Source organism: Streptomyces sp. NRRL S-920 (genome assembly GCF_000717945.1).
GTDB classification, from domain to species: Bacteria; Actinomycetota; Actinomycetes; order Streptomycetales; family Streptomycetaceae; genus Streptomyces; species Streptomyces alboniger.
In genome coordinates, this window is sequence record NZ_JODF01000020.1 from 1 (window position 1) to 18048 (window position 18048).

The window sequence follows — 18048 nt, forward strand, 5'->3', positions numbered from 1 at the left end:
CGCAGGCGCCCCCGGCCCACCCCGGCGAGCCTCCCGTGCTCCCCTCCCTGCCCGGAGCCCCGGACCCGACCTCCCTGGAGTTCCTGGTCACGGACGCGGCGGCGAGGGCCCACGCCTACCTCACCACCGGCGCGGACCCCTTCACCGCCGCGTCCCCCTGGCACGACGCGGTCCGCCTCGCGGCCTGCCACCCCGGCCTCACGGGCCGCCGCACCTTCAGCCGCCCCTTCGCCGAGCTGGCCCGCTCGGTGGGCCGCACCCCCGCCGACCTGTCCCGGGCGGCCGCGGCCTGGCGCCAGGGCGGCGAGGAGGGCCTGGCGGTCCTGGAAACCCCCTGGGACCCCCCGGCGGGCCCCTTCGACCGGGCCCGCGGAGCCCTCGCCGGGGCGGACCTCCCCCGCATGACGATCCACCGCAACACCCTGACGAACGCGGAAGCGTCCCTCCAGATCCGCTACGGCCGCGACGGCCGCTGGTACCCGTACCGCAGCGAGCCGCGCGCGGAGGACTGGTGGCCCGAGGGGGAGGCGGACGTGGACGTGGTGGGGGCGCTGACGGCGGTGCTCGGTGCGTGAGGAAGGGATGGCCTCCGCGAAGAGCGCCGGGCAAGGCGCCCGTCGTCCTCGGCGGCTCCCGCGCGCAGGGCACCCGCACCGCCGACAGCGATAACGTGCTGCCGGGCGAACTGCCGCGCCCCGCCTACCCCGAGGCCCTGCGCCGCGAGGCGCTCCGCGTCTGGCTCGCCCGCGCCCGCGCGACCCGCGGCTACGCGCGGGCAACGCCCCGCGCGCCCAGCCCACCGAGGTCGCCGGCGCCCTCGCCGCGAAGGCAGCGGAGTCCTCCTGGCCGCCGCGTCTGCGGAACCGCTCAGAAGTCGGCCCGCGTCCGTTCGTCGAGCCGCGCCACCGAGTCCTGCGCGAACGCCTTCTCGTAGTCGCCGCGGATCTCCTCGATCAGGACGTCCTTCTTGCGGGCCTCGCCCGTCGGGTACAGCAGGATCAGTTCGTACGAACGTTCCCGCTCGATCCTGCCGTTGGAGTCGCGCCACTGCCCGCGCCCGTCCTGGATGGTCAGCCCGTCGGGGAAGCCGGGCGTGACCTCCTTGTCGATGAAGGCCATGAACTGCTTGTCCGTGACGGCGGGCCCGCCGTCGGGGCGCTCCGTGCCGAAGAAGAGCCGGGTCTCGGTGAAGGGCTTGCCCCGGGCGGCCGTCGAGGAGGTCGTCGAGGAGGTGGACGCGGCCGAGGACGACGGCCGTGCCGCGCCCTCCAGGGAGGCGTACGCCGCCGGGGCGCCGACCGCGAGGACCGCGGTCACGGCGCCCGCCACGGCGAGTCGGGTGCGGGTGATGCGGGAGAGGCTGCGAGTCACGGCGTGGTCCCTTTCGGTGGAGGGCGAGGGCGTCCGGCTGCGGCGGCGGGCGAGGGCGTCAACCCGCGTGTGACGAGGAGCCGTACTCCGTCGTCGGCCGCACACCGTAGCGGACACCTAGGCGGTATGTGGCGAGGTCCCGCCACGCGCCGCCCGCCCCGTCGGTCACGATCAGGTGGACCGTGTCGACGCGTCCGACGATCGGCAGGTGAGGGGCCAGCTCGGACTCCAGGGCGTCGTAGGCGGCCTGATAGGTGTCGGGGCCCTCGTGGTTCGCGAGCGTCAGATGGGGTGCCAGGGGCGGCGTGAAGACGCCGCGGTAGGGGACCGCCTCGGGCCAGCGGGCGGTGAGGGACGCGGTGAGGGCGCGGACCGGGGTCTCGGGCCGCGGGGGCAGGTAGAGGACGCCCGGATAGCGGCGGAACTCGGTGAACGCCAGGGTGAAGGGCGCGTGGGCCGCGAAGAGGTTCGTCAGGTCGGCATGGGTCGAGGCGGTGAAGCGGGACGTGTTGAGGAAGGGGTAGAGCACGGTCACATGGGCGGGAAGGCCCGTCCTCACCAGGGGGTTCACCTCGGGGACGCGGATGGTGAGGGCCGTGTCACCGGGCAGGTCGGCCCAGCCGCCGCCCGCCGCGTCAGTGACTGCCCCTGCCGGTTCTCGTACCTCGTTGCTCACAGCCCGGCATCGTGTCACGGCGGACCCCGGGCCCCCAAAGCCGTAAGACGGTGTCTTCCCTTACGTCATTCGACTCCCTTACGTTGCGCATGACTTGGCCGGTGTGATGTGCGAGGGGGCGGTGGGCGTGACGGTGCGCAGGGGAGTGGTGGGGCTGATGGCGGGAGCCCTCGTCGCGTGGGGCGCCCTGGGGGGCGGGAGCGGGGACGCGGTCGCCGCCGACGGTCCCGCGCCGGACTCCGCGTACTCGGCCACGACCGGCGTCGGTCTGCACAACGCGTACGAGAAGGCGAAGTACCCGTACTTCGCCGACGCCCTCGACTCGGGTGCCGGGATGCTCGAACTCGACGTATGGACCAACGGATTCGGCAGCGGCTGGCGGGTCTCGCACAGCAACCCGCTCGGCAACGACAACAACTGCGAGAACGCCCAGCACCCCGGCGAACTGCGCACCAAGCCGCGCAACCAGAGCCTGGCCGGGTGCCTGCGGGACATGCGCACCTGGCACGACGCCCACCCCGGCCACCGGCCCGTCCTGGTCAAGGTCGAACTGAAGGACGGCTTCCATGGCAGACGCGGGCGCGGGCCCGCCGACCTCGACGCGCTCCTGACGAGCGTGCTCGGCGACGCCGTGTACCGGCCGGGCCGGCTGGCCGCGGGACACCCCACCCTCGACGACGCCGTACGGGCCAAGGGCTGGCCGTCGCGCGCCGAACTCGCGGGGAAGTTCGTGGTCGAGCTGATACCGGGCACCGTCGAACAGGGCAACCCCGCGGACACCCTGTGGACCGACCGCGAGTACGCCACCCATCTGCGCGACCTCGCCGCGGCGGGGCGCCTCGGGGAAGCCGCCGCCTTCCCCGCCGTGCTCGGCGCCGTGGCGGGGGATCCGCGCGGCCGGTACGCGGACCCCTCGATCCGGCCGTGGTTCGTGCTGTTCGACGGGGACGCCACGGCGTACGCGGGCGGGGGCATCGACACCCGGTGGTACGCCGACCGGCGCTACCTCCTCGTCATGACCGACGCCCACAACGTCGCCCCCGCCATCGACGGCACACGCCCGACCGAGGCACAGGCGAAGGAACGGGTCGCCCTGCTCGCGGGCCGGCACGCCAGCATCGTCTCCTCGGACTGGCATCCGCTGCCGACGGTCCTCTCGACCGTCCTGCCGCGAGGCTGAACCACGGCCGAACCGGGGTGAACTCCCGTCGGGAGGCGGGCACGGGGCGCCGCGCTGGCTACCGTGAACAGATGACGCCGCCTCCCGCCCCGGGCCCCGCCGACCTCGTCATCACCGGCTGCACGGCCCTGACCCACCGCCCCGACGGGGAGATCCTCTTCGTCGAGGACGCCACGATCGTCGTACGCGAGGGAGTCATCGCCTCCCTCACCGCCCCCGGCGCCGAGCCGGGCCAGGATCCCGCCGGGCCGGGCGCCGCCGTCGAGCACATCGACGGCCGGGGCACGGTCGCCCTCCCCGGCCTGGTCAACTGCCATACGCACACCCCCATGGTCGCCCTGCGCGGGCTGGCCGAGGACCTGCCCGCCCACGCGTGGTTCAACGAGTGGATCTGGCCCGTCGAGTCCAATCTGACCGAGCGCGTGGTCCGGCTCGGCGCGCGGCTCGCCTGCGCCGAGATGATCCGCGGCGGCGTCACCACCTTCGCCGACCACTACTTCGCGATGGACGCGGTGGCCGACGTCACCGAGGAGAGCGGCCTGCGCGCCGTCCTCGGCCAGGCCTACTTCAGTTCCCAGGGGCCCGAGGGCCGGGCCGCCTCCCTCGACTTCGCCCTGCGCCGGCGCGGCACCGCGGGCGGCCGCGTCACCACCTGCCTCGCCCCGCACGCCCCCTACACCGTCGATGACGCCGACCTCGCCGCCACCGCCGGACTCGCCCGCGAACACGGCCTCCTCGTCCACCTCCACGCCGCCGAGAACCGCGAGCAGACCGACCACAGCCTGGCCCGGCACGGCCGCACGCCCATCGAGGTCCTGGAGCAGGCCGGACTCCTCGACGTGGATCTCCTCATGGCCCACGCCACCGGCCTCGACACCGCCCGCGACCTGCCCGCACTGCGCCGCGGCGGCGGACGCGTCGCCGTGGCCTCCGCGCCCCGCGGCTATCTGAAGTTCGCCTGGGACACCACGCCCGTGCGGGCGCTGCGCGACGCCGGCATCCCCGTCGGCCTGGCCACGGACGGCGCCGCGTCCAACAACACCCTCGACGTGTGGGAGTCCATGACGCTCACCGCCCTCGTCCAGAAGCACGCGGAGCACGACCCGACCTGGCTCACCGCCCGCCAGGCCCTGGACCACGCCACCCTTCAGAGCGCGCGAGCCGTCGGCCTGGGCGAGGAGATCGGGAGCCTCGCCGCGGGGCGGCGGGCCGACATCGTCCTCGTGGATATGACCGGCCCGCACACCCAGCCCGTGCACGACCTGGCCGCCACCCTCGTACACAGCGCCCGCTCCGCGGACGTACGCACCACGGTCGTGGACGGCCGGGTCCTGATGCGCGACCGCGAACTGCTGACCGTCGATGTGCCGCAAACCGTACGGGAGTTGGGGGAACTCCTGCCCGAACTGGTCGACCGGAGCCACGGCAGGCGCGTCCAGGAGTACGGGGGCTGAATCTTTTCCGGCTTTCTCGCCGCCGAGCGATGAGTTCGGCACACCCCGCCGGTCCACCCTTCGCGGAGCTGCACGCTCGAAGGCCGCTCGAAGGGTGGAGGAGACACGCCATGGGACTTCCGGACATCGTCACACGCGAGGAGTGGCTCGTCGCGCGTGAGGAGTTGCTGGCCAAGGAGAAGGCCGCCACTCGCGCGCGCGACGCGCTGAACGCCGCGCGGCGCGGCCTGCCGATGGTGGAGGTCGACAAGGAGTACTACTTCGACGGTTCCGCCGGGAAGGCGACGCTGCTCGACCTCTTCGACGGGCGTGACCAGCTGATCGTCTACCACTTCATGTTCGCCCCGGAATGGGACGCGGGCTGCCGCAGCTGCTCCGCCTTCCTCGACCAGATCGGACACCTCGCGCATCTGCGGGCCCGCGGTACGAACTTCGTGGCCGTGTCGCGCGCCCCGTACACCGCGCTGCTCACCTTCAAGGCCCGTATGGGCTGGACCGTGCCCTGGTTCTCGACGAACGGCGGCGACTTCAACTACGACTTCGGGGCGTCCTTCCCCGAGGAGCCGCGCGATGTGCCCGCGATCAACTGCTTCCTGCGGGACGGCGACCGCGTCTACCACACGTACGCGACGTTCGCCCGAGGCCTGGACGGCATCGGCTCCACGAGCAGCCTCCTCGACCTCACGGCGCTCGGTCGGCAGGAGGAGTGGGAGCGGCCCGCGGGGCGTGCCTCGGCGCTCGGGGCCCCGGCGGGCAGCGCGCGGGTGCGGTACCACGACGAGTACGAAGACTGAGGAATGCCTCAACTCCGTGTCGGTTCGGTCACGTTGCGAGCCCTGAGGGGGTCCGCGCGCGTTCTCACAGACAGAGCCGGACCGAATCGTACGGGGGACAGGAACATGACGAACGGACGAGTGGTGCTGGAGAGGTTTCCCGCGGGCGGACCCCGCGGTTCGTGGCCCGCGGAGGAGTTCGCGTGGGCCCGCCGCCAGGAGGGGCAGCCCGCGGAGGTCGTGATGGACCTCGCCTCGGACGCCTACCTGGTGATCGTGCGGGAGCCGGCCGCCCGGTAGACCCTCACCCCGGCGGAGCGCCCGCGCCCACCGGGGACCACCCCGGCGTGGTCCCCGTCACCCGGCACAGCGCCAGATACAGCGGAATCGGCGGGGTGTAGGGCACGTCGCCCTCGGGCCGGTTGATGAGCACGGGCGTCCGGCGCCCGCCGCTGCGCACCACCGCGCCCGCCGAGTAGGCGACCGGCGAGGGCCACTCCATGGCGACGTCGGAGTCCGCGGGAACGATCCACCACCAGTGCGGCCCGTCCTCGTACACGCAGCCCACGCGGGGCAGCCGGGACATCAGCCGGGGCCCGAGCGCGGCGGGCACCGCCACCGCGTCGCAGCCGAGCGGCTCGGTCATCCCCGCGGGCAGATCGAGCCGCAGGGGTGGTGGCGGGGCCCCGGGGCGCTGTCGACGCCGGGAGAGCCGGACCAAGGTGTTCAGATCCAACGGCCGCACCATACCCGCGCTCACATGCCCCCCGCCCGCATCACTGCCACGCTCGCCATCCCGTTGTCCGAACGTGCCGACGCTGTCGTTCCGGTCCACGCCGTCACTTCGGTACTGCTGTACTTCGTTCGGTACTTCGGTCCTCAGGTAGGCCGGTCCTCAGGTAGTCCGGTCCCTTCGCCGGCCCGGTCTACGCGAACTCCGGCGCTCCCTTCGGCGTCCTGCGCAACTCCGCCCACACCGTCCGCCCGATTCCGGGCCCCGCGTCGTGGACGCCCCACGCACTGCTCACCGCGTCGACGAGAAGCAATCCCCTCCCGTGCTCCTCATCGGCCCCCCTGTGCACCGGGCGCGGCGTCCGAGTACCGCAGCCTTCGTCACGTACGGCGATTCGCAGCCTCTCCGTATCCGCGCACAGCTCGCAGATGATCCGCCGGCTCGCGGTGTGCACCACGGCATTGGTGACCAGTTCGGAGAGTATGAGTGCCGCCGCGTCGCAGGCGTCGTCGTCCCGCACCGCCCACTCGCCGAACCGCACGCGCATCAGCCTTCTGGCTTGCGCTACGGAGTTCGGTCGCGGGGCGAGGGCGAAACTGACGCAGACCTCGGCAGCGCTCACAGGACGTGCCTCGGCGGGATCACCAAGACGGCCTTCGGCGGCTTCGGTTCCTAACGGCGCGGGCGGAGTCACGCTCTCCACTATCGCCCCGCCCCGAACACCTTGGCAAGACCCACTCTGAAAAGTGCACAGTGGCGTGTTCCTTCGAGACGGCGCATGGCACACTGCTCGCAACAGCTCGCGGTGCGGTGTGAGTTGTGAAAACGCGCAGTCGGGTGGAGGTAGGAGACGTGAGCGAACCGCGGTCCGCGCCGACCGTCGGCCAGGTCGTTCTCGGTCGTCGTCTCCAGGACCTGCGCGAAAGCGCGGGCCTGAAGCGCGAGGAGGCCGCGAAGATCCTGCGCGTCGCCCCCGCCACCGTCCGCCGCATGGAGACGGCCGAGGTCGCGCTGAAGATCCCGTACCTCCAGCTGCTCCTCAAGGCCTACGGCGTCTCCGACGACGAGGCCGACGCCTTCGTGACCCTCGCCGAGGAGGCGAACAAGCCGGGCTGGTGGCAGCGGTTCCACGACATCCTGCCCGGCTGGTTCAGCATGTACGTCAGCCTGGAGGGCGCGGCCAGCCTCATCCGGTCCTACGAGCCCCACTTCGTGCCGGGCCTGCTCCAGACCGAGGAGTACGCGCGCGGAGTGATGCGCTCCGGAGCCATCGGCCAGACCCGGCCCGCGGACATCGAGCGGTACGTGGCGCTGCGCATGGAGCGCCAGGCGCTGCTCACCCGCGAGGACGCGCCCCGCCTGTGGGTGGTGATGGACGAGACCGCGCTGCGCAGGCCCGTCGGCGGCCCCGAGGTGATGCGCGAGCAGCTCGACCGGCTGCTCGAAGCCACCGAGCTGCCGCACGTCACGCTCCAGGTCGCGCCGTTCGCGGCGGGCCCGCACCCCGGGACGTACGGACCGTTCGTGCTCTTCCGCTTCGCCATGGCGGAGCTGCCCGACATGGTCTACAGCGAGTACCTGACCGGCGCCGTCTATCTGGACGCGCGCAAAGAGGTGGCCACCCACTTGGAGGTCATGGACCGCATGGCGGCGCAGGCCGCCACCGCACAACGCACGAAGGACATCCTCCGCGATGTCCGCAAGGAGCTGTGACATGGACCGACACCGAGCCGGCACGCGCCCTGCCGGTCCGCGCGCACCCGGGGCCCGCGACGACTCGCGAGCCGAGCCCCGCGGGGAGTCCCGCATCTACAACGGCATGCCCGCCCGCGACCTCGGCAGCGACGGCTGGCACAAGCCGTGGAGCGGCGGCAACGGCGGCAACTGCCTGGAGGCCATGAAGCTGGCCGACGGCAGGGTGGCGGTGCGCCAGTCCGCCGACCCCGACGGCCCCGCGCTCATCTACACGCACGGGGAGATCACCGCGTTCATACAGGGCGCGAAGGCCGGCGAGGCGGACTTCCTGCTGTCGTGACCACGGAGTTCCCTCCTCCCTGACCGTCGCCTACGCCTACGCCTACGCCTGGAGCCGCTGTGACCGACCCGTCGTACATCGACACCAGCAAGCCGCACCCCGCACGGATGTACGACTGGTTTCTGGGCGGCAAGGACAACTACCCGGTGGACGAGGAGATGGGCCGCCAGCTCGTCGCGATGGACGGGCGGGTCCTGACGACGGCGCGGGCCAACCGCGCGTTCATGCAGCGCGCCACGCGCTGGCTCACCGACCATGGCGTACGGCAGTTCCTCGACATCGGCACGGGCATTCCGACCGAGCCGAACCTCCACCAGGTCGCCCAGGGGATCGCCCCTGACGCGCGCGTCGTCTACTGCGACAACGACCCCATCGTCCTCGCCCACGCCGAGGCGCTGCTCCGCTCCACGCCGCAGGGCGCCACCGAGTACATCCAGGCGGACTTCCGCGAACCGGACAAGATCCTCGAAGGGGCCGCGCGGGTCCTGGACCTCGACCGGCCGGTCGCCCTGTCGCTCGTCGCGCTGCTGCACTTCATCGCGGACGAGGACGGCGCGTACGACCTGGTGGACCGGCTGATGCGGGCGCTGCCCCCCGGCAGTTACCTGATGCTGTCGCACGGGACGGGCGAGTTCACCCCCGAGACGGCGCGGCGGGCCACGGAACTCTACAAGGCGCGCGGCATGACCCTGGCGCTGCGCACACGCGCCGAGGTGGAACGCTTCTTCGACGGTTACGAGATGGTGGCCCCCGGAGTGGCGGTCATCGACCACTGGAAGCCGGAACTGGGCGAGCGGGCGCCGGACACGGGGGAGGGGCCGACGCCGGGGTACGGCGCGGTGGCGCGCAAGCGCTGAGGGTTCGCGCAGCGGGGGTGCGGAGGTTGTGGCGCACCGGCCGGGGTGGAGGGGTGCGGGGCCCGGGATGCTCGTTGTCGGGCCCCGCGCCCGATCACACCGTCATCGGACGGTCGTACGGGGTGATCGGGGCCGGGAGGGACGTCGCGCCCATCAGCCAGCGGTCCACCGCGGCGGCGACCGCACGGCCCTCCGCGATCGCCCACACCACGAGCGACTGCCCGCGCCCCGCGTCCCCGGCCGCGAAGACGCCGGGGACGTTCGTCGCGAAGGCGGCGTCGCGGGCGAGCGCACCCCGGTCGTCGAGGTCCACGCCGAGCTGGTCCAGCAACCCGCCCGGCGCGCGCTCGGGCCCGGAGAAGCCGAGCGCGAGCAGCACCAGATCGGCCCGAAGCTTCCGTTCCGTCCCCGGCAGCGGCCGGCGCCGCTCGTCGACCCCGGTGAGGTGTACCGCCCGGACCCGCCCCGCGGCGTCCCCGCTGAAGCGGAGCGTGGACGCCGCGAAGAGGCGCGCGTCGGCGTCCGCGAGGGGCGCGGTGCGCAACTCCCCTGCCTCCTCGTGCGCGGCGGAGAGCCGGTAGAGCCTCGGATACGTCGGCCAGGGCTCCGCCAGCTCGTCACGGGCCTCGCCCGCTCGCGCGTAGATGTCCACCTGCGTGACGGACGCGGCCCCTTCCCGCACCGCCGTCCCCAGGCAGTCGGCCCCGGTGTCACCCCCGCCGACGATGACGACGTGCTTCCCCGCCGCGGACAGCGGCGAGGCCTCCAGCTCCCCCTCGCACACGCGGTTGGCCAGCGGCAGATACTCCATGGCCTGTACGACGCCCCTCAATTCCCGCCCGGGTACGTCCAGTTCGCGCCGGGCGGTCGCGCCGACGGCCAGCACCACCGCGTCGTGACGGGACCGCAGCTCCGCCGCGCCCACATCCCGCCCGGCCTCCGTCGACGTACGGAACCGCACGCCCTCGGCGGCCAACTGGCCGAGCCTGCGCTCCAGGTGGTGCTTCTCCATCTTGAACGCGGGGATGCCGTAGCGCAGCAGACCGCCCACCCGGTCGTCCCGTTCGTACACGGCGACGGTGTGCCCGGCGCGCGTCAGCTGCTGCGCCGCCGCGAGTCCGGCCGGGCCCGAGCCGACGACGGCCACCGTCTTCCCGGAGTGTCGCGAGGGCACCCGCGGCGGGGCGAGGCCGTCGGCCCAGATACGGTCGGCGACGGCCGCCTCGACGTTCTTGATCGTCACCGCGGGCTGGTTGATCGCGAGGACGCAGCCCGCCTCGCAGGGAGCCGGGCACAGGCGCCCGGTGAACTCGGGGAAGTTGTTCGTGGCGTGCAGCCGCTCCGCCGCCGCGTGCCAGTCGGCGCGCGAGACCAGGTCGTTCCAGTCGGGGATGAGATTGCCGAGCGGGCACGCCTGGTGGCAGAAGGGGACGCCGCAGTCCATGCAGCGATCCGCCTGCCGCTCGATCAGGGGCAGCAGGGCTCCGGGGACGTACACCTCGTCCCAGTCCTTCACCCGTTCCCCGACGGGACGGCGCGGCCATTCCTGGCGCGCGGTGGTGAGGAAGCCCTTGGGGTCGGCCATGGCCTCTCCCTCGCGCAGGCTTTTTGTCACCATACGTCCACCTGTCGGCCGCGGCGCGCTCAGGTTGCTCAGGCACTCGGGTCGCTCAGGTCTCTCGGGTCGCTCAGGTCTCTCAGGTCAGAGCGAGGAGGAAACACGCCGCCGCGGCGAGCGAGGCCGCACCGCGCACGTGGTTCCACGCGGTCCATTCACGGACGTACGTACGCCAGTACGCCGCGCCCTCCGCGCTCCGCGGGTCGACCTCGGCGAGGGCGTCGTTGCGCGGGACGTTCGCGGCGACGGTCACCCCGAACGAGCCGAAGAGGTGCAGCGCGGAGCCGAGCAGCAGTTCGACGGTGCCGTCCTCGGGCCAGAGTACGAACGTCACGACGGCGAGCACCGCGCAGAGTCCCGTCGCCCCCAGGAACACGGCCATGAACGCCGGGCCGACCGCGGTGACGTTGATCGAGTTCATCGCGGCGATGCCCTGGGCCGGGGGCAGCGCGGCCAGGCCCCTCATCACGAAGGCCGAGAACGCGACGAAGGCCCCGGCGGTGAGACCGCAGGCGAGCACCCCGAGCACGGTGAGGACGAAGTACGGTCCGTCGATCATGGCAACTCCCGGGGTGAATGGGGCGGTTACGTCTCGGATGGGCGGCCGCGAGTGATCCTGCACGGCGTCCCGTATACCCACAAGTCAATTGCGATGCGGCGGCGGGCACCATACGCGCATCTCGCGGGCGCATACGTCGGCGTCTCAGCCAGCGCCTCAGCCGGTGCCTCAGTCTGTGTCTCGGCTCCGCCGCCTGCTGGGGCCGCACGCGGTCGGCGGGGGCCCGGCGGCATCATGGGCCCGTGCGACTCGAACCGATCACCTGGGAACGTCTGGCCGACACCCTCGCCGACCGTCTGCTCGACCTGAAGGCGGCGGACGGGGGCCCCTGGCTCCGCGTCGCCGTGGACGGGGCGCCCGCGAGCGGCACCGGCGAGCTGGCGCGGCGGGTCGGTGACGCGCTGCGGCTGCGCGGGCGCACCTCGCTCGCCGTCGCCACCGAGGGGTTCCTGCGGCCCGCCTCGCTGCGGCTCGAATACGGTCACCAGGACGTGGAGGCGTACTACAGCGGGTGGTTCGACACCGGCGCGTTGTGGCGCGAGGTCCTCGGGCCGCTGGATCCGGACGGCACGGGGCGCGTGCTGCCCGATCTCTGGGACCCGGTGGCCGACCGCGCGACCCGCAGCCCGTACGTCCGACTCCCGCCCGGCGGCGTGCTGTTGCTGCACGGGCCGCTGCTGCTCGGCCACTGGTTCCCGTTCGACCTGACGGTTCACGTGCGCCTCTCGCCGGGAGCCCTGCGACGGCGTACGCCGGAGGGGGAGCGGTGGACGCTTCCGGCCTTCGAGCGGTACGAGACGGAGACGGACCCCGTGTCCGTGGCCGACGTGGTGGTGCGGGCGGACGACCCACGCCATCCGGCCTGGAGCGGCTGAGTGATCGGAACCGAGTGGAAGTAGGAGGAAGCGAGGGGGTTGGGGGCGAGAGGAACTCACTGGAACTGAGTGGAGCGGAAGCCTATCTACATGCATGTGCATATAGATAGGCTTCGGTCATGACCTCGAACCCGAGCACGACCCCTGTCGCCCTGGGCGAATCCGTCCGCGCCCTCCTCGACGGCAAGAACTTCGCCGCCGTCGCCACCCTGGGCCCCAGTGGCGCCCCGCAGAACTCGGTGGTGTGGATCAAACGGGACGGCGACGCCGTCCTGTTCTCCGCCACCGCGGGCCGCCAGAAGGTCCGCAACCTCGAACGCGACCCGCGCATCAGCGTCTCCGTCTACGACATCACCAACCCCTACTCCTCCGCCGAGATCCGGGGCACCGCCGAGATCCTGCCGGACGAGGGCAAGCGGCTCCCGCACGAGCTGTCGCACAAATACCTCGGCATCGACCCCCCGGCCGAGAAGGACGACGAGGTCCGGGTCATCGTCCGCGTGACGCCGCACAAGGTGATCACGTTCGCGCCCTGAGCGTCCGTCTCCGGATGCGCGCCGTCGGGGGCGCCGCGAGAATGAGGGGCGCCGGGACCAGCGGCGCGCTCGCGCCGCTCCGGACACTGCCCGGCAACGGGAGGTACCGATGACCACCGCCGGAGACATCATGCACCGGGGCGCCCAGTGGATCCCCAAGCACGAGACCCTGGACCGCGCCGCCCAGCTGATGCGCCAACTCGACGTGGGCGCGCTGCCCATCGGCGACGAGAGCGAACGGCTCTGCGGCATCCTCACCGACCGTGACATCGTGATCGGCTGCGTGGCCATGGGGCACGACCCCGCCAAGGTCACAGCGGGTGAGATGGCCAAGGGCACCCCGCGCTGGATCGACTCGGGCGCCGACGTCGACGAGGTGCTGCGGGAGATGCAGGGCCACCAGATCCGCCGCCTGCCGGTGATCGAGAACAAGCGGCTCGTCGGCATGATCAGCGAGGCCGACCTGGCCACGCACCTCAACGACGACCAGCTCGCGGGCTGGGTCGAGAGCGTCTACGCCAAGAACTAGCGTCCACGCCGAGACGTGGCGCTGTGGCGTCCCCGGGTGTCACAGCCATCCGCTCCTCCGGAACCCTCGGTACAGCGTGAGACAGGCCGCCACGACCAGGCTCATGACCAGTGGGTAGCCGAACCGCCAGTGCAGCTCGGGCATATGGTCGAAGTTCATGCCGTACATGCCGCAGACCATCGTCGGTACGGCGATGACCGCGGCCCAGGCGGTGATCTTCCGCATGTCCTCGTTCTGCGCGACGGTCACTTGCGCGAGGTGTGCCTGGAGGATGGAGTTCAGCAGCTCGTCGAAGGCGGCGATCTGCTCGGTGGCCCGCTTCAAGTGGTCGTCGACGTCCCGGAAGTACGCCTGTATCTCCGGGGCGATGACCCGCATCGGCTGGGTGGCGAGCACCTGGAGCGGGCGGCCGAGCGGCACCACCGCCCGCTTCAGCTCAAGCAGTTCGCGCTTGAGCTGGTAGATGCGGCCCGGGTCGAGCCGCTCGCCGTCCGGGGCGAAGACGGCCGTCTCGACCTGGTCTATGTCCGACTGCACCGCGTCCGTCGCCGCGAGGTAGTCGTCCACGACCTGGTCCGCGATCGCGTGCAGCACGGTGGCCGGACCCTGCGCCAGCTGCTCGGGCGACGCCTCCAACTCCTCACGCAGCGGGCCGAGCGAGCCATGGCGGCCGTGCCGGACCGTGATGACGAAGTCCCGGCCCACGAAGACCATGATCTCGCCGGTGTCCACCACCTCGCTGGTCGCCGTCAGCTCGGTGTGCTCCACGTAGCAGACGGTCTTGAAGACGGCGAACAGTGTCTGGTCGTACCGCTCGACCTTCGGGCGCTGGTGCGCGTGCACCGCGTCCTCCACGGCGAGGGGATGCAGGTCGAACAGGTCGGCGATGGACGCGAACTCCAGCTCCGTCGGCTCGTGCAGCCCCAGCCAGACGAAGCCGTCGCCCGTCTTGCGGACGCGCTCCACCGACTCGACCAGGTCGCGGCCGGGAGGCTGGCGCACCCCCTCGCGGTACGTCACGCAGTTCACCACCGACGAGCCCAGTGGGGAGCGGGCCGGGTGGCTCAAATCGACACGCGCGCCCCGGCGGCCCAGGCGTGCCACTCTGCGCAGGCCGCCGACCTTCCGCAGGCTTCCGACCTTGCCCAGGCTTCCGACTTTCCGCAGGCTGCCTGCCATCGACATGTGGGGCTCCTCGCGCTGACGACGTGACGTGCCAGTCTGCCAGGACGGCCGTCGACTCTGCTGAGGCCTGTGGGAACGGAGTACTCCGTTCCGGAATGATCGGTTCTGCCTCCCGGGAGCAAGCCGGACAACTGGGATGATCGCGGCATGACGCGAATCGACGGTCACCTCCTGGACCCCCGGCAGCTCCCCGACCCCCGTCAGCTCTCCGACGCGCGGCAGGCCGAGTCGAAGCAGCACTTCGCCGCCCACGCCGCTCTCTTCGACCCGACGACCTTCGGTCACATCGAACGCCTCGGCATCGGCCCCGGCTGGCGCTGCTGGGAGGTCGGGGCGGGGGGCACCACCGTGATCTCCTGGCTCGCCAAGCGGGTCGGCCCGACGGGCCGGGTCCTGGCGACGGACGTCGACACGTCCTGGCAGACCAGGGCCGCGCGCTCGCCCCTTGAGGTGCGCGTGCACGACGTCGCCGCCGACCCGCCGCCCATCGAGGCCTACGACCTCGTACACGCGCGGCTCGTCCTGGCCGACGTCGCCGACCGGGAGCGGGCCGTGAAGTCGATGATCAGGGCGCTGCGGCCCGGCGGCAGGCTCCTGATCGAGGAGGCCGACGTCGCACTTCAGCCGCTGGCGTGCCCCGACGAGTACGGCCCCGCGCAGGAACTGGCCAACAGGCTGCGCCACGCCGTACGGACGCTGCTCGCGGGGCGCGGGACCGACCTCGCGTACGGCCGCCGGATGCCGCGCCTGCTGCGCGAGGCGGGCCTGCGCCACGTGGAGTCCGACGCGTACTTCCCCCTGGCCTCACCGGCCTGCGCGGCCCTGGAGGCCACCACACTCCAGCAACTCCGCCAGGACCTGATCTCCGAGGGCCTGACCACGGCGGACGAGATCGACCACCACCTGTCCAACATCGCGACCCCCACGATGGACGTGGCGACGGCCCCCCTGATCTCCACCTGGGGAAGAAAGCCCTGACCCACTCCGCGCGCCCGAGCCCCTCCGGGGGCTCGGCCCCCAAAGGGGGCGCGGGGAACGGCGCGCTCAGCTCCTATTGATCCTTCTCGTTGGCAGCTTTGGCGGCTCGCTCGACGTTCGCCCGGTGGGCCTCCCAGAAGGCCGGGTCGTGCTGCGGGGTCGCGTACTGGGCAGCTGTCCCTGTCGAGTTGTCGAGCTGTTCACGCAGGATGTCGGCGTGTCCAGCGTGCCGGCTGGTCTCGGTGAGCACGTGGACCAAGATGTTGAACAGCTTCACGTGGGGACGTGGCCACCAGGGGACATGGCCGGGGGAGTCGATCGGGAGAGTGGTGATCGTCGCGTCTGAGTGCTCCCAGACGCGTCGGTAGCGGTCGATGATCTCCTCGCGTGTCTCGTGCTCCGTTGCCCACATGTCGGCGCCGCGCTCAGCGGCGTCGTCCCACCGGGGCAGTGCTTCGGGGAACGGTCGGTCGAAGACTTCGCCGAAGTACCTGGCCTCCCAGAGCGACAAGTGCTTGACCAGGCCGAGAAGGTTGGTACCGGTCGCGGTCAGCGGGCGACGGATGTCGTACTCACCAAGCCCCTCCAGCTTCCAGAGGATGGCCTTGCGTATCTCTCGCAGATCGTTGTGCAGGTAGTCCTTCACGAAGTCATCAGTCATGGGGCACGAGTCTGTCAGGCGTCGTTGAGGGGGTTAGTCGCGAGCACCGCCGCCGGTGAGGGGGTATCCAAGAGAACTCGGGATCGGAAACAGGCACCTTGTTATGACTAAGGCGCCCCGCCAGACGAGGCCCCGCCAGACAAGGCCCCGCCAGGACGGCCCCCCACCCGACCCACCGCCTCCGCCCCCGCCCGGCACCCCTCCTCCACCGTCCTCAGGACCCCCGCTCCCGCCAGCCGTGAAGCAAGGAACGCCCCCGTGAAGGCGTCCCCCGCCCCCGTCGTGTCCCGCACCTCCGCGGCCGTCGCCGATGTCCGCCCGATCACCTCGCCGTCCCGGGCCGCCACAGCACCACCGGCACCCGCCGTGACCACCACCAAGGGAAACCGCCGGCTGAGCCGCGCCGCCGCGTCCGCGGGATCGGGGAGGCCTGTGAGTGCCTCCGCCTCGTCCCTGCTGGGCAACAGCACCGCCGCGCCTTCCACCGCCGCGAGGAACCGCTCCGCGCCCAGCTCCCCGAGGAACCCCGCCGACGCCGGATCCACGCTCACCGGCACCCCACGCGCGCGTGCCGCCCCCAGTGCGTCCCGGGCCGCCGCCCGGCTCGGCTCGGCGAAGAACAGGTAGCCGGACAGATGCAGCCAGGCCACGCCGTCGAGCAGCGCGGGCGACCAGTCGGCGGGGGAGAGCCGCAGCGAGGCCCCGCTGTCCGTGAGGAACGTCCGCTCGGCGCCCGCACCCCCGTCCACCAGACAGATCACCGTCCCCGTCGGCGCCTCTGCGTCGACGACGAGCCGCGCCCGCACCCCCGCGCGCGTGAGCGCCGCCTCGTGCCACGCCGCGGAGTCGGCCCCGACCCGCCCCAGGAGGCGTACGTCGGGGCAGCCCCAGTGCGCGGCCCAGCAGGCCACGTTGGCCCCCGCTCCCCCCGGCACCGCGCGGATGGCCGCGGCCGTGTCGGTGCCCGGCGCCAGCGGCGTACGGTGCCGGGCGACGATGTCCGTGACGACGTCACCCACGACGAGCAGACCCCCGGCTGAGCGCCGTAACGCCCGCACCATCAGCGCTCGGCCCAGGAAGCCGCCACCCGCCCCGCGAGCCGTACGTTGCCGCGGACCGCCGCGAGGTTCGCCTCCAGCGACGCGCCGTCGGTACGGCGCACCAGCTCGTCGAGGAGGAACGGCGTGATCGCCTGCCCCGTGATGCCCCGCTCCTCGCACACCCGGAGCGCCTCGTCGAGCACGCGCGCGTGGAGGACGGGATCGAGCTGCTCGCTCGTAGGCACCGGATTCGCCACGATCAGCGCCGCCTCGGGCCCGCCGAGCGCGTCCTGCGCCCGCATCACCTCGGCGACCTCCCCGGGAGAGCGCAGCGTCCAGTCCACCTCGTGCCCGGAGTCCGCGAGGTAGAAGCCGGGGAAACGGTTCGTCCGGTAGCCCGCGACCGCCACGCCCAACGTCTCCAGCCGTTCCAGCGTCGCACCCACGTCCAGGATCGACTTCACGCCCGCGCACACCACCGTGATCCTGGTGCGGGCGAGCAGCCCCAGGTCGGCCGACTCGTCCTGCGTCACCGACCACTCCCGGTGCACGCCTCCGAGCCCGCCCGTGGCGAACACCCGCACACCGGCGCGCGCGGCCAGCTGCGCCGTCGCCGACACCGTGGTCGCCCCGCTCGCACCCGCCGCGACGGCGAGCGGCAGATCGCGGTGGCCCAGCTTGCGGATGCCGTCCTCGTTCGCGACCCGCTCCAACTGCTCCGCGTCCAGGCCGACATGGGGGCGCCCGTCCAGGACGGCGATCGTCGCGGGGACCGCGCCCTCATCGCGTACGACCGCTTCCAGTTCCTTCGCCACCTGGAGATTGCGCGGCCGGGGAAGGCCGTGCGCGATGATCGTGGACTCCAGGGCCACCACAGGGCGCCGCTGAGCGACAGCCGCTTGCACCTCGTCGGACACCACCAGCACGGGCCTGCCTCCTGCCTGTCGGGTCTCCCCTCATCCCTGGCGGGCGGCGGGCCCCGCCAAAC

Annotated in this window: 21 protein-coding genes and 1 pseudogene; 12 read left to right on the forward strand and 10 right to left on the reverse strand. The window is 72.3% G+C overall.

Annotation, left to right across the window (positions count from 1 at the left end; genetic code table 11):
- A pseudogene (locus tag IG54_RS0116775) lies at nt 1-575 on the forward strand (hypothetical protein); the annotation flags it as partial.
- A 292-nt stretch (nt 576-867) separates the two neighbouring features.
- Here IG54_RS0116775 and IG54_RS0116780 read toward each other — a convergent pair.
- Nucleotides 868-1371 carry a DUF3574 domain-containing protein gene (locus tag IG54_RS0116780; RefSeq protein ID WP_030784031.1) on the reverse strand — a complete coding sequence of 168 codons (504 nt, stop codon included), beginning with the start codon at nt 1369-1371 and terminating at the stop codon, nt 868-870.
- Between the two features lie 58 nt (nt 1372-1429).
- The gene (locus tag IG54_RS0116785; protein WP_051819555.1) at nt 1430-2047 is read right to left on the reverse strand and encodes a 2'-5' RNA ligase family protein; all 618 of its coding nucleotides are present in this window, start codon (nt 2045-2047) and stop codon (nt 1430-1432) included.
- A gap of 157 nt (nt 2048-2204) precedes the next feature.
- Here IG54_RS0116785 and IG54_RS0116790 point away from each other — a divergent pair, with 157 nt between their 5' ends.
- The 4 genes from IG54_RS0116790 to IG54_RS41325 all read left to right on the forward strand — a co-directional run bounded on the left by IG54_RS0116790 (nt 2205) and on the right by IG54_RS41325 (nt 5754).
- Complete coding sequence (locus tag IG54_RS0116790; RefSeq protein WP_051819574.1) at nt 2205-3227, forward strand: phosphatidylinositol-specific phospholipase C domain-containing protein; 1023 nt, start codon at nt 2205-2207, stop codon at nt 3225-3227.
- Between the two features lie 71 nt (nt 3228-3298).
- Nucleotides 3299-4681: an amidohydrolase gene (locus tag IG54_RS0116795; protein ID WP_030784038.1), complete on the forward strand. Its 1383-nt coding sequence runs from the start codon at nt 3299-3301 to the stop codon at nt 4679-4681.
- Nucleotides 4682-4791: 110 nt separating this feature from the next.
- Nucleotides 4792-5475, forward strand: a complete 684-nt coding sequence (locus IG54_RS0116800) for a DUF899 domain-containing protein (RefSeq protein WP_030784041.1) — start codon at nt 4792-4794, stop codon at nt 5473-5475.
- Nucleotides 5476-5580: 105 nt separating this feature from the next.
- Complete coding sequence (locus tag IG54_RS41325) at nt 5581-5754, forward strand: hypothetical protein (RefSeq protein ID WP_106977024.1); 174 nt, start codon at nt 5581-5583, stop codon at nt 5752-5754.
- A 4-nt stretch (nt 5755-5758) separates the two neighbouring features.
- On the opposite strand, the gene IG54_RS0116810 is transcribed toward IG54_RS41325, so the two are convergent.
- Complete coding sequence (locus tag IG54_RS0116810) at nt 5759-6202, reverse strand: hypothetical protein (RefSeq protein WP_030784044.1); 444 nt, start codon at nt 6200-6202, stop codon at nt 5759-5761.
- Nucleotides 6203-6380: 178 nt separating this feature from the next.
- Nucleotides 6381-6974, reverse strand: a complete 594-nt coding sequence (locus IG54_RS0116815) for an ATP-binding protein (RefSeq protein ID WP_324615416.1) — start codon at nt 6972-6974, stop codon at nt 6381-6383.
- A 65-nt stretch (nt 6975-7039) separates the two neighbouring features.
- On the opposite strand from IG54_RS0116815, the gene IG54_RS0116820 reads away from it, so the two are divergent.
- The 3 genes from IG54_RS0116820 to IG54_RS0116830 are packed head-to-tail and all read left to right on the forward strand — an operon-like array spanning nt 7040 to nt 9079.
- Complete coding sequence (locus IG54_RS0116820; RefSeq protein ID WP_030784049.1) at nt 7040-7900, forward strand: helix-turn-helix domain-containing protein; 861 nt, start codon at nt 7040-7042, stop codon at nt 7898-7900.
- A 1-nt stretch (nt 7901) separates the two neighbouring features.
- Nucleotides 7902-8222, forward strand: coding sequence for a DUF397 domain-containing protein (locus IG54_RS0116825; protein ID WP_234336209.1), 321 nt, complete (start codon nt 7902-7904; stop codon nt 8220-8222).
- A gap of 59 nt (nt 8223-8281) precedes the next feature.
- Nucleotides 8282-9079 (forward strand): SAM-dependent methyltransferase, encoded by a 798-nt coding sequence (locus IG54_RS0116830; protein ID WP_030784054.1) that lies wholly within the window; start codon nt 8282-8284, stop codon nt 9077-9079.
- 94 nt (nt 9080-9173) lie between these two features.
- Here the strand turns inward: IG54_RS0116830 and IG54_RS0116835 are convergent, their stop codons facing one another.
- The gene (locus IG54_RS0116835; protein ID WP_030784057.1) at nt 9174-10664 is read right to left on the reverse strand and encodes a glutamate synthase subunit beta; all 1491 of its coding nucleotides are present in this window, start codon (nt 10662-10664) and stop codon (nt 9174-9176) included.
- Nucleotides 10665-10776: 112 nt separating this feature from the next.
- The gene (locus tag IG54_RS0116840; RefSeq protein ID WP_030784059.1) at nt 10777-11256 is read right to left on the reverse strand and encodes a DUF1772 domain-containing protein; all 480 of its coding nucleotides are present in this window, start codon (nt 11254-11256) and stop codon (nt 10777-10779) included.
- Nucleotides 11257-11498: 242 nt separating this feature from the next.
- On the opposite strand from IG54_RS0116840, the gene IG54_RS0116845 reads away from it, so the two are divergent.
- From IG54_RS0116845 to IG54_RS0116855, 3 genes are all read left to right on the forward strand, one after another.
- The gene (locus IG54_RS0116845; RefSeq protein WP_030784062.1) at nt 11499-12131 is read left to right on the forward strand and encodes a uridine kinase; all 633 of its coding nucleotides are present in this window, start codon (nt 11499-11501) and stop codon (nt 12129-12131) included.
- 119 nt (nt 12132-12250) lie between these two features.
- The gene (locus IG54_RS0116850; protein ID WP_030784065.1) at nt 12251-12667 is read left to right on the forward strand and encodes a PPOX class F420-dependent oxidoreductase; all 417 of its coding nucleotides are present in this window, start codon (nt 12251-12253) and stop codon (nt 12665-12667) included.
- Nucleotides 12668-12776: 109 nt separating this feature from the next.
- A complete protein-coding gene (locus tag IG54_RS0116855; protein WP_030784069.1) occupies nt 12777-13196 on the forward strand; it encodes a CBS domain-containing protein in 420 nt (139 codons plus the stop codon).
- Between the two features lie 39 nt (nt 13197-13235).
- On the opposite strand, the gene IG54_RS0116860 is transcribed toward IG54_RS0116855, so the two are convergent.
- Nucleotides 13236-14381 carry a magnesium and cobalt transport protein CorA gene (locus IG54_RS0116860; RefSeq protein ID WP_030784071.1) on the reverse strand — a complete coding sequence of 382 codons (1146 nt, stop codon included), beginning with the start codon at nt 14379-14381 and terminating at the stop codon, nt 13236-13238.
- Between the two features lie 147 nt (nt 14382-14528).
- Between IG54_RS0116860 and IG54_RS0116865 the strand changes: the two genes are divergently transcribed.
- On the forward strand, nt 14529-15359 hold the full coding sequence (locus tag IG54_RS0116865) for a methyltransferase domain-containing protein (RefSeq protein ID WP_030784073.1): 831 nt from the start codon (nt 14529-14531) through the stop codon (nt 15357-15359).
- A gap of 73 nt (nt 15360-15432) precedes the next feature.
- On the opposite strand, the gene IG54_RS0116870 is transcribed toward IG54_RS0116865, so the two are convergent.
- The 3 genes from IG54_RS0116870 to IG54_RS0116880 all read right to left on the reverse strand — a co-directional run bounded on the left by IG54_RS0116870 (nt 15433) and on the right by IG54_RS0116880 (nt 17986).
- Nucleotides 15433-16020 (reverse strand): DinB family protein, encoded by a 588-nt coding sequence (locus tag IG54_RS0116870; protein WP_030784075.1) that lies wholly within the window; start codon nt 16018-16020, stop codon nt 15433-15435.
- 107 nt (nt 16021-16127) lie between these two features.
- Nucleotides 16128-17081, reverse strand: coding sequence for a carbohydrate kinase family protein (locus IG54_RS0116875; protein ID WP_106977025.1), 954 nt, complete (start codon nt 17079-17081; stop codon nt 16128-16130).
- A complete protein-coding gene (locus IG54_RS0116880) occupies nt 17081-17986 on the reverse strand; it encodes a pseudouridine-5'-phosphate glycosidase (RefSeq protein WP_030784080.1) in 906 nt (301 codons plus the stop codon). The genes IG54_RS0116875 and IG54_RS0116880 overlap by 1 nt, the downstream gene beginning before the upstream one ends.
- Nucleotides 17987-18048: the final 62 nt, after the last annotated feature.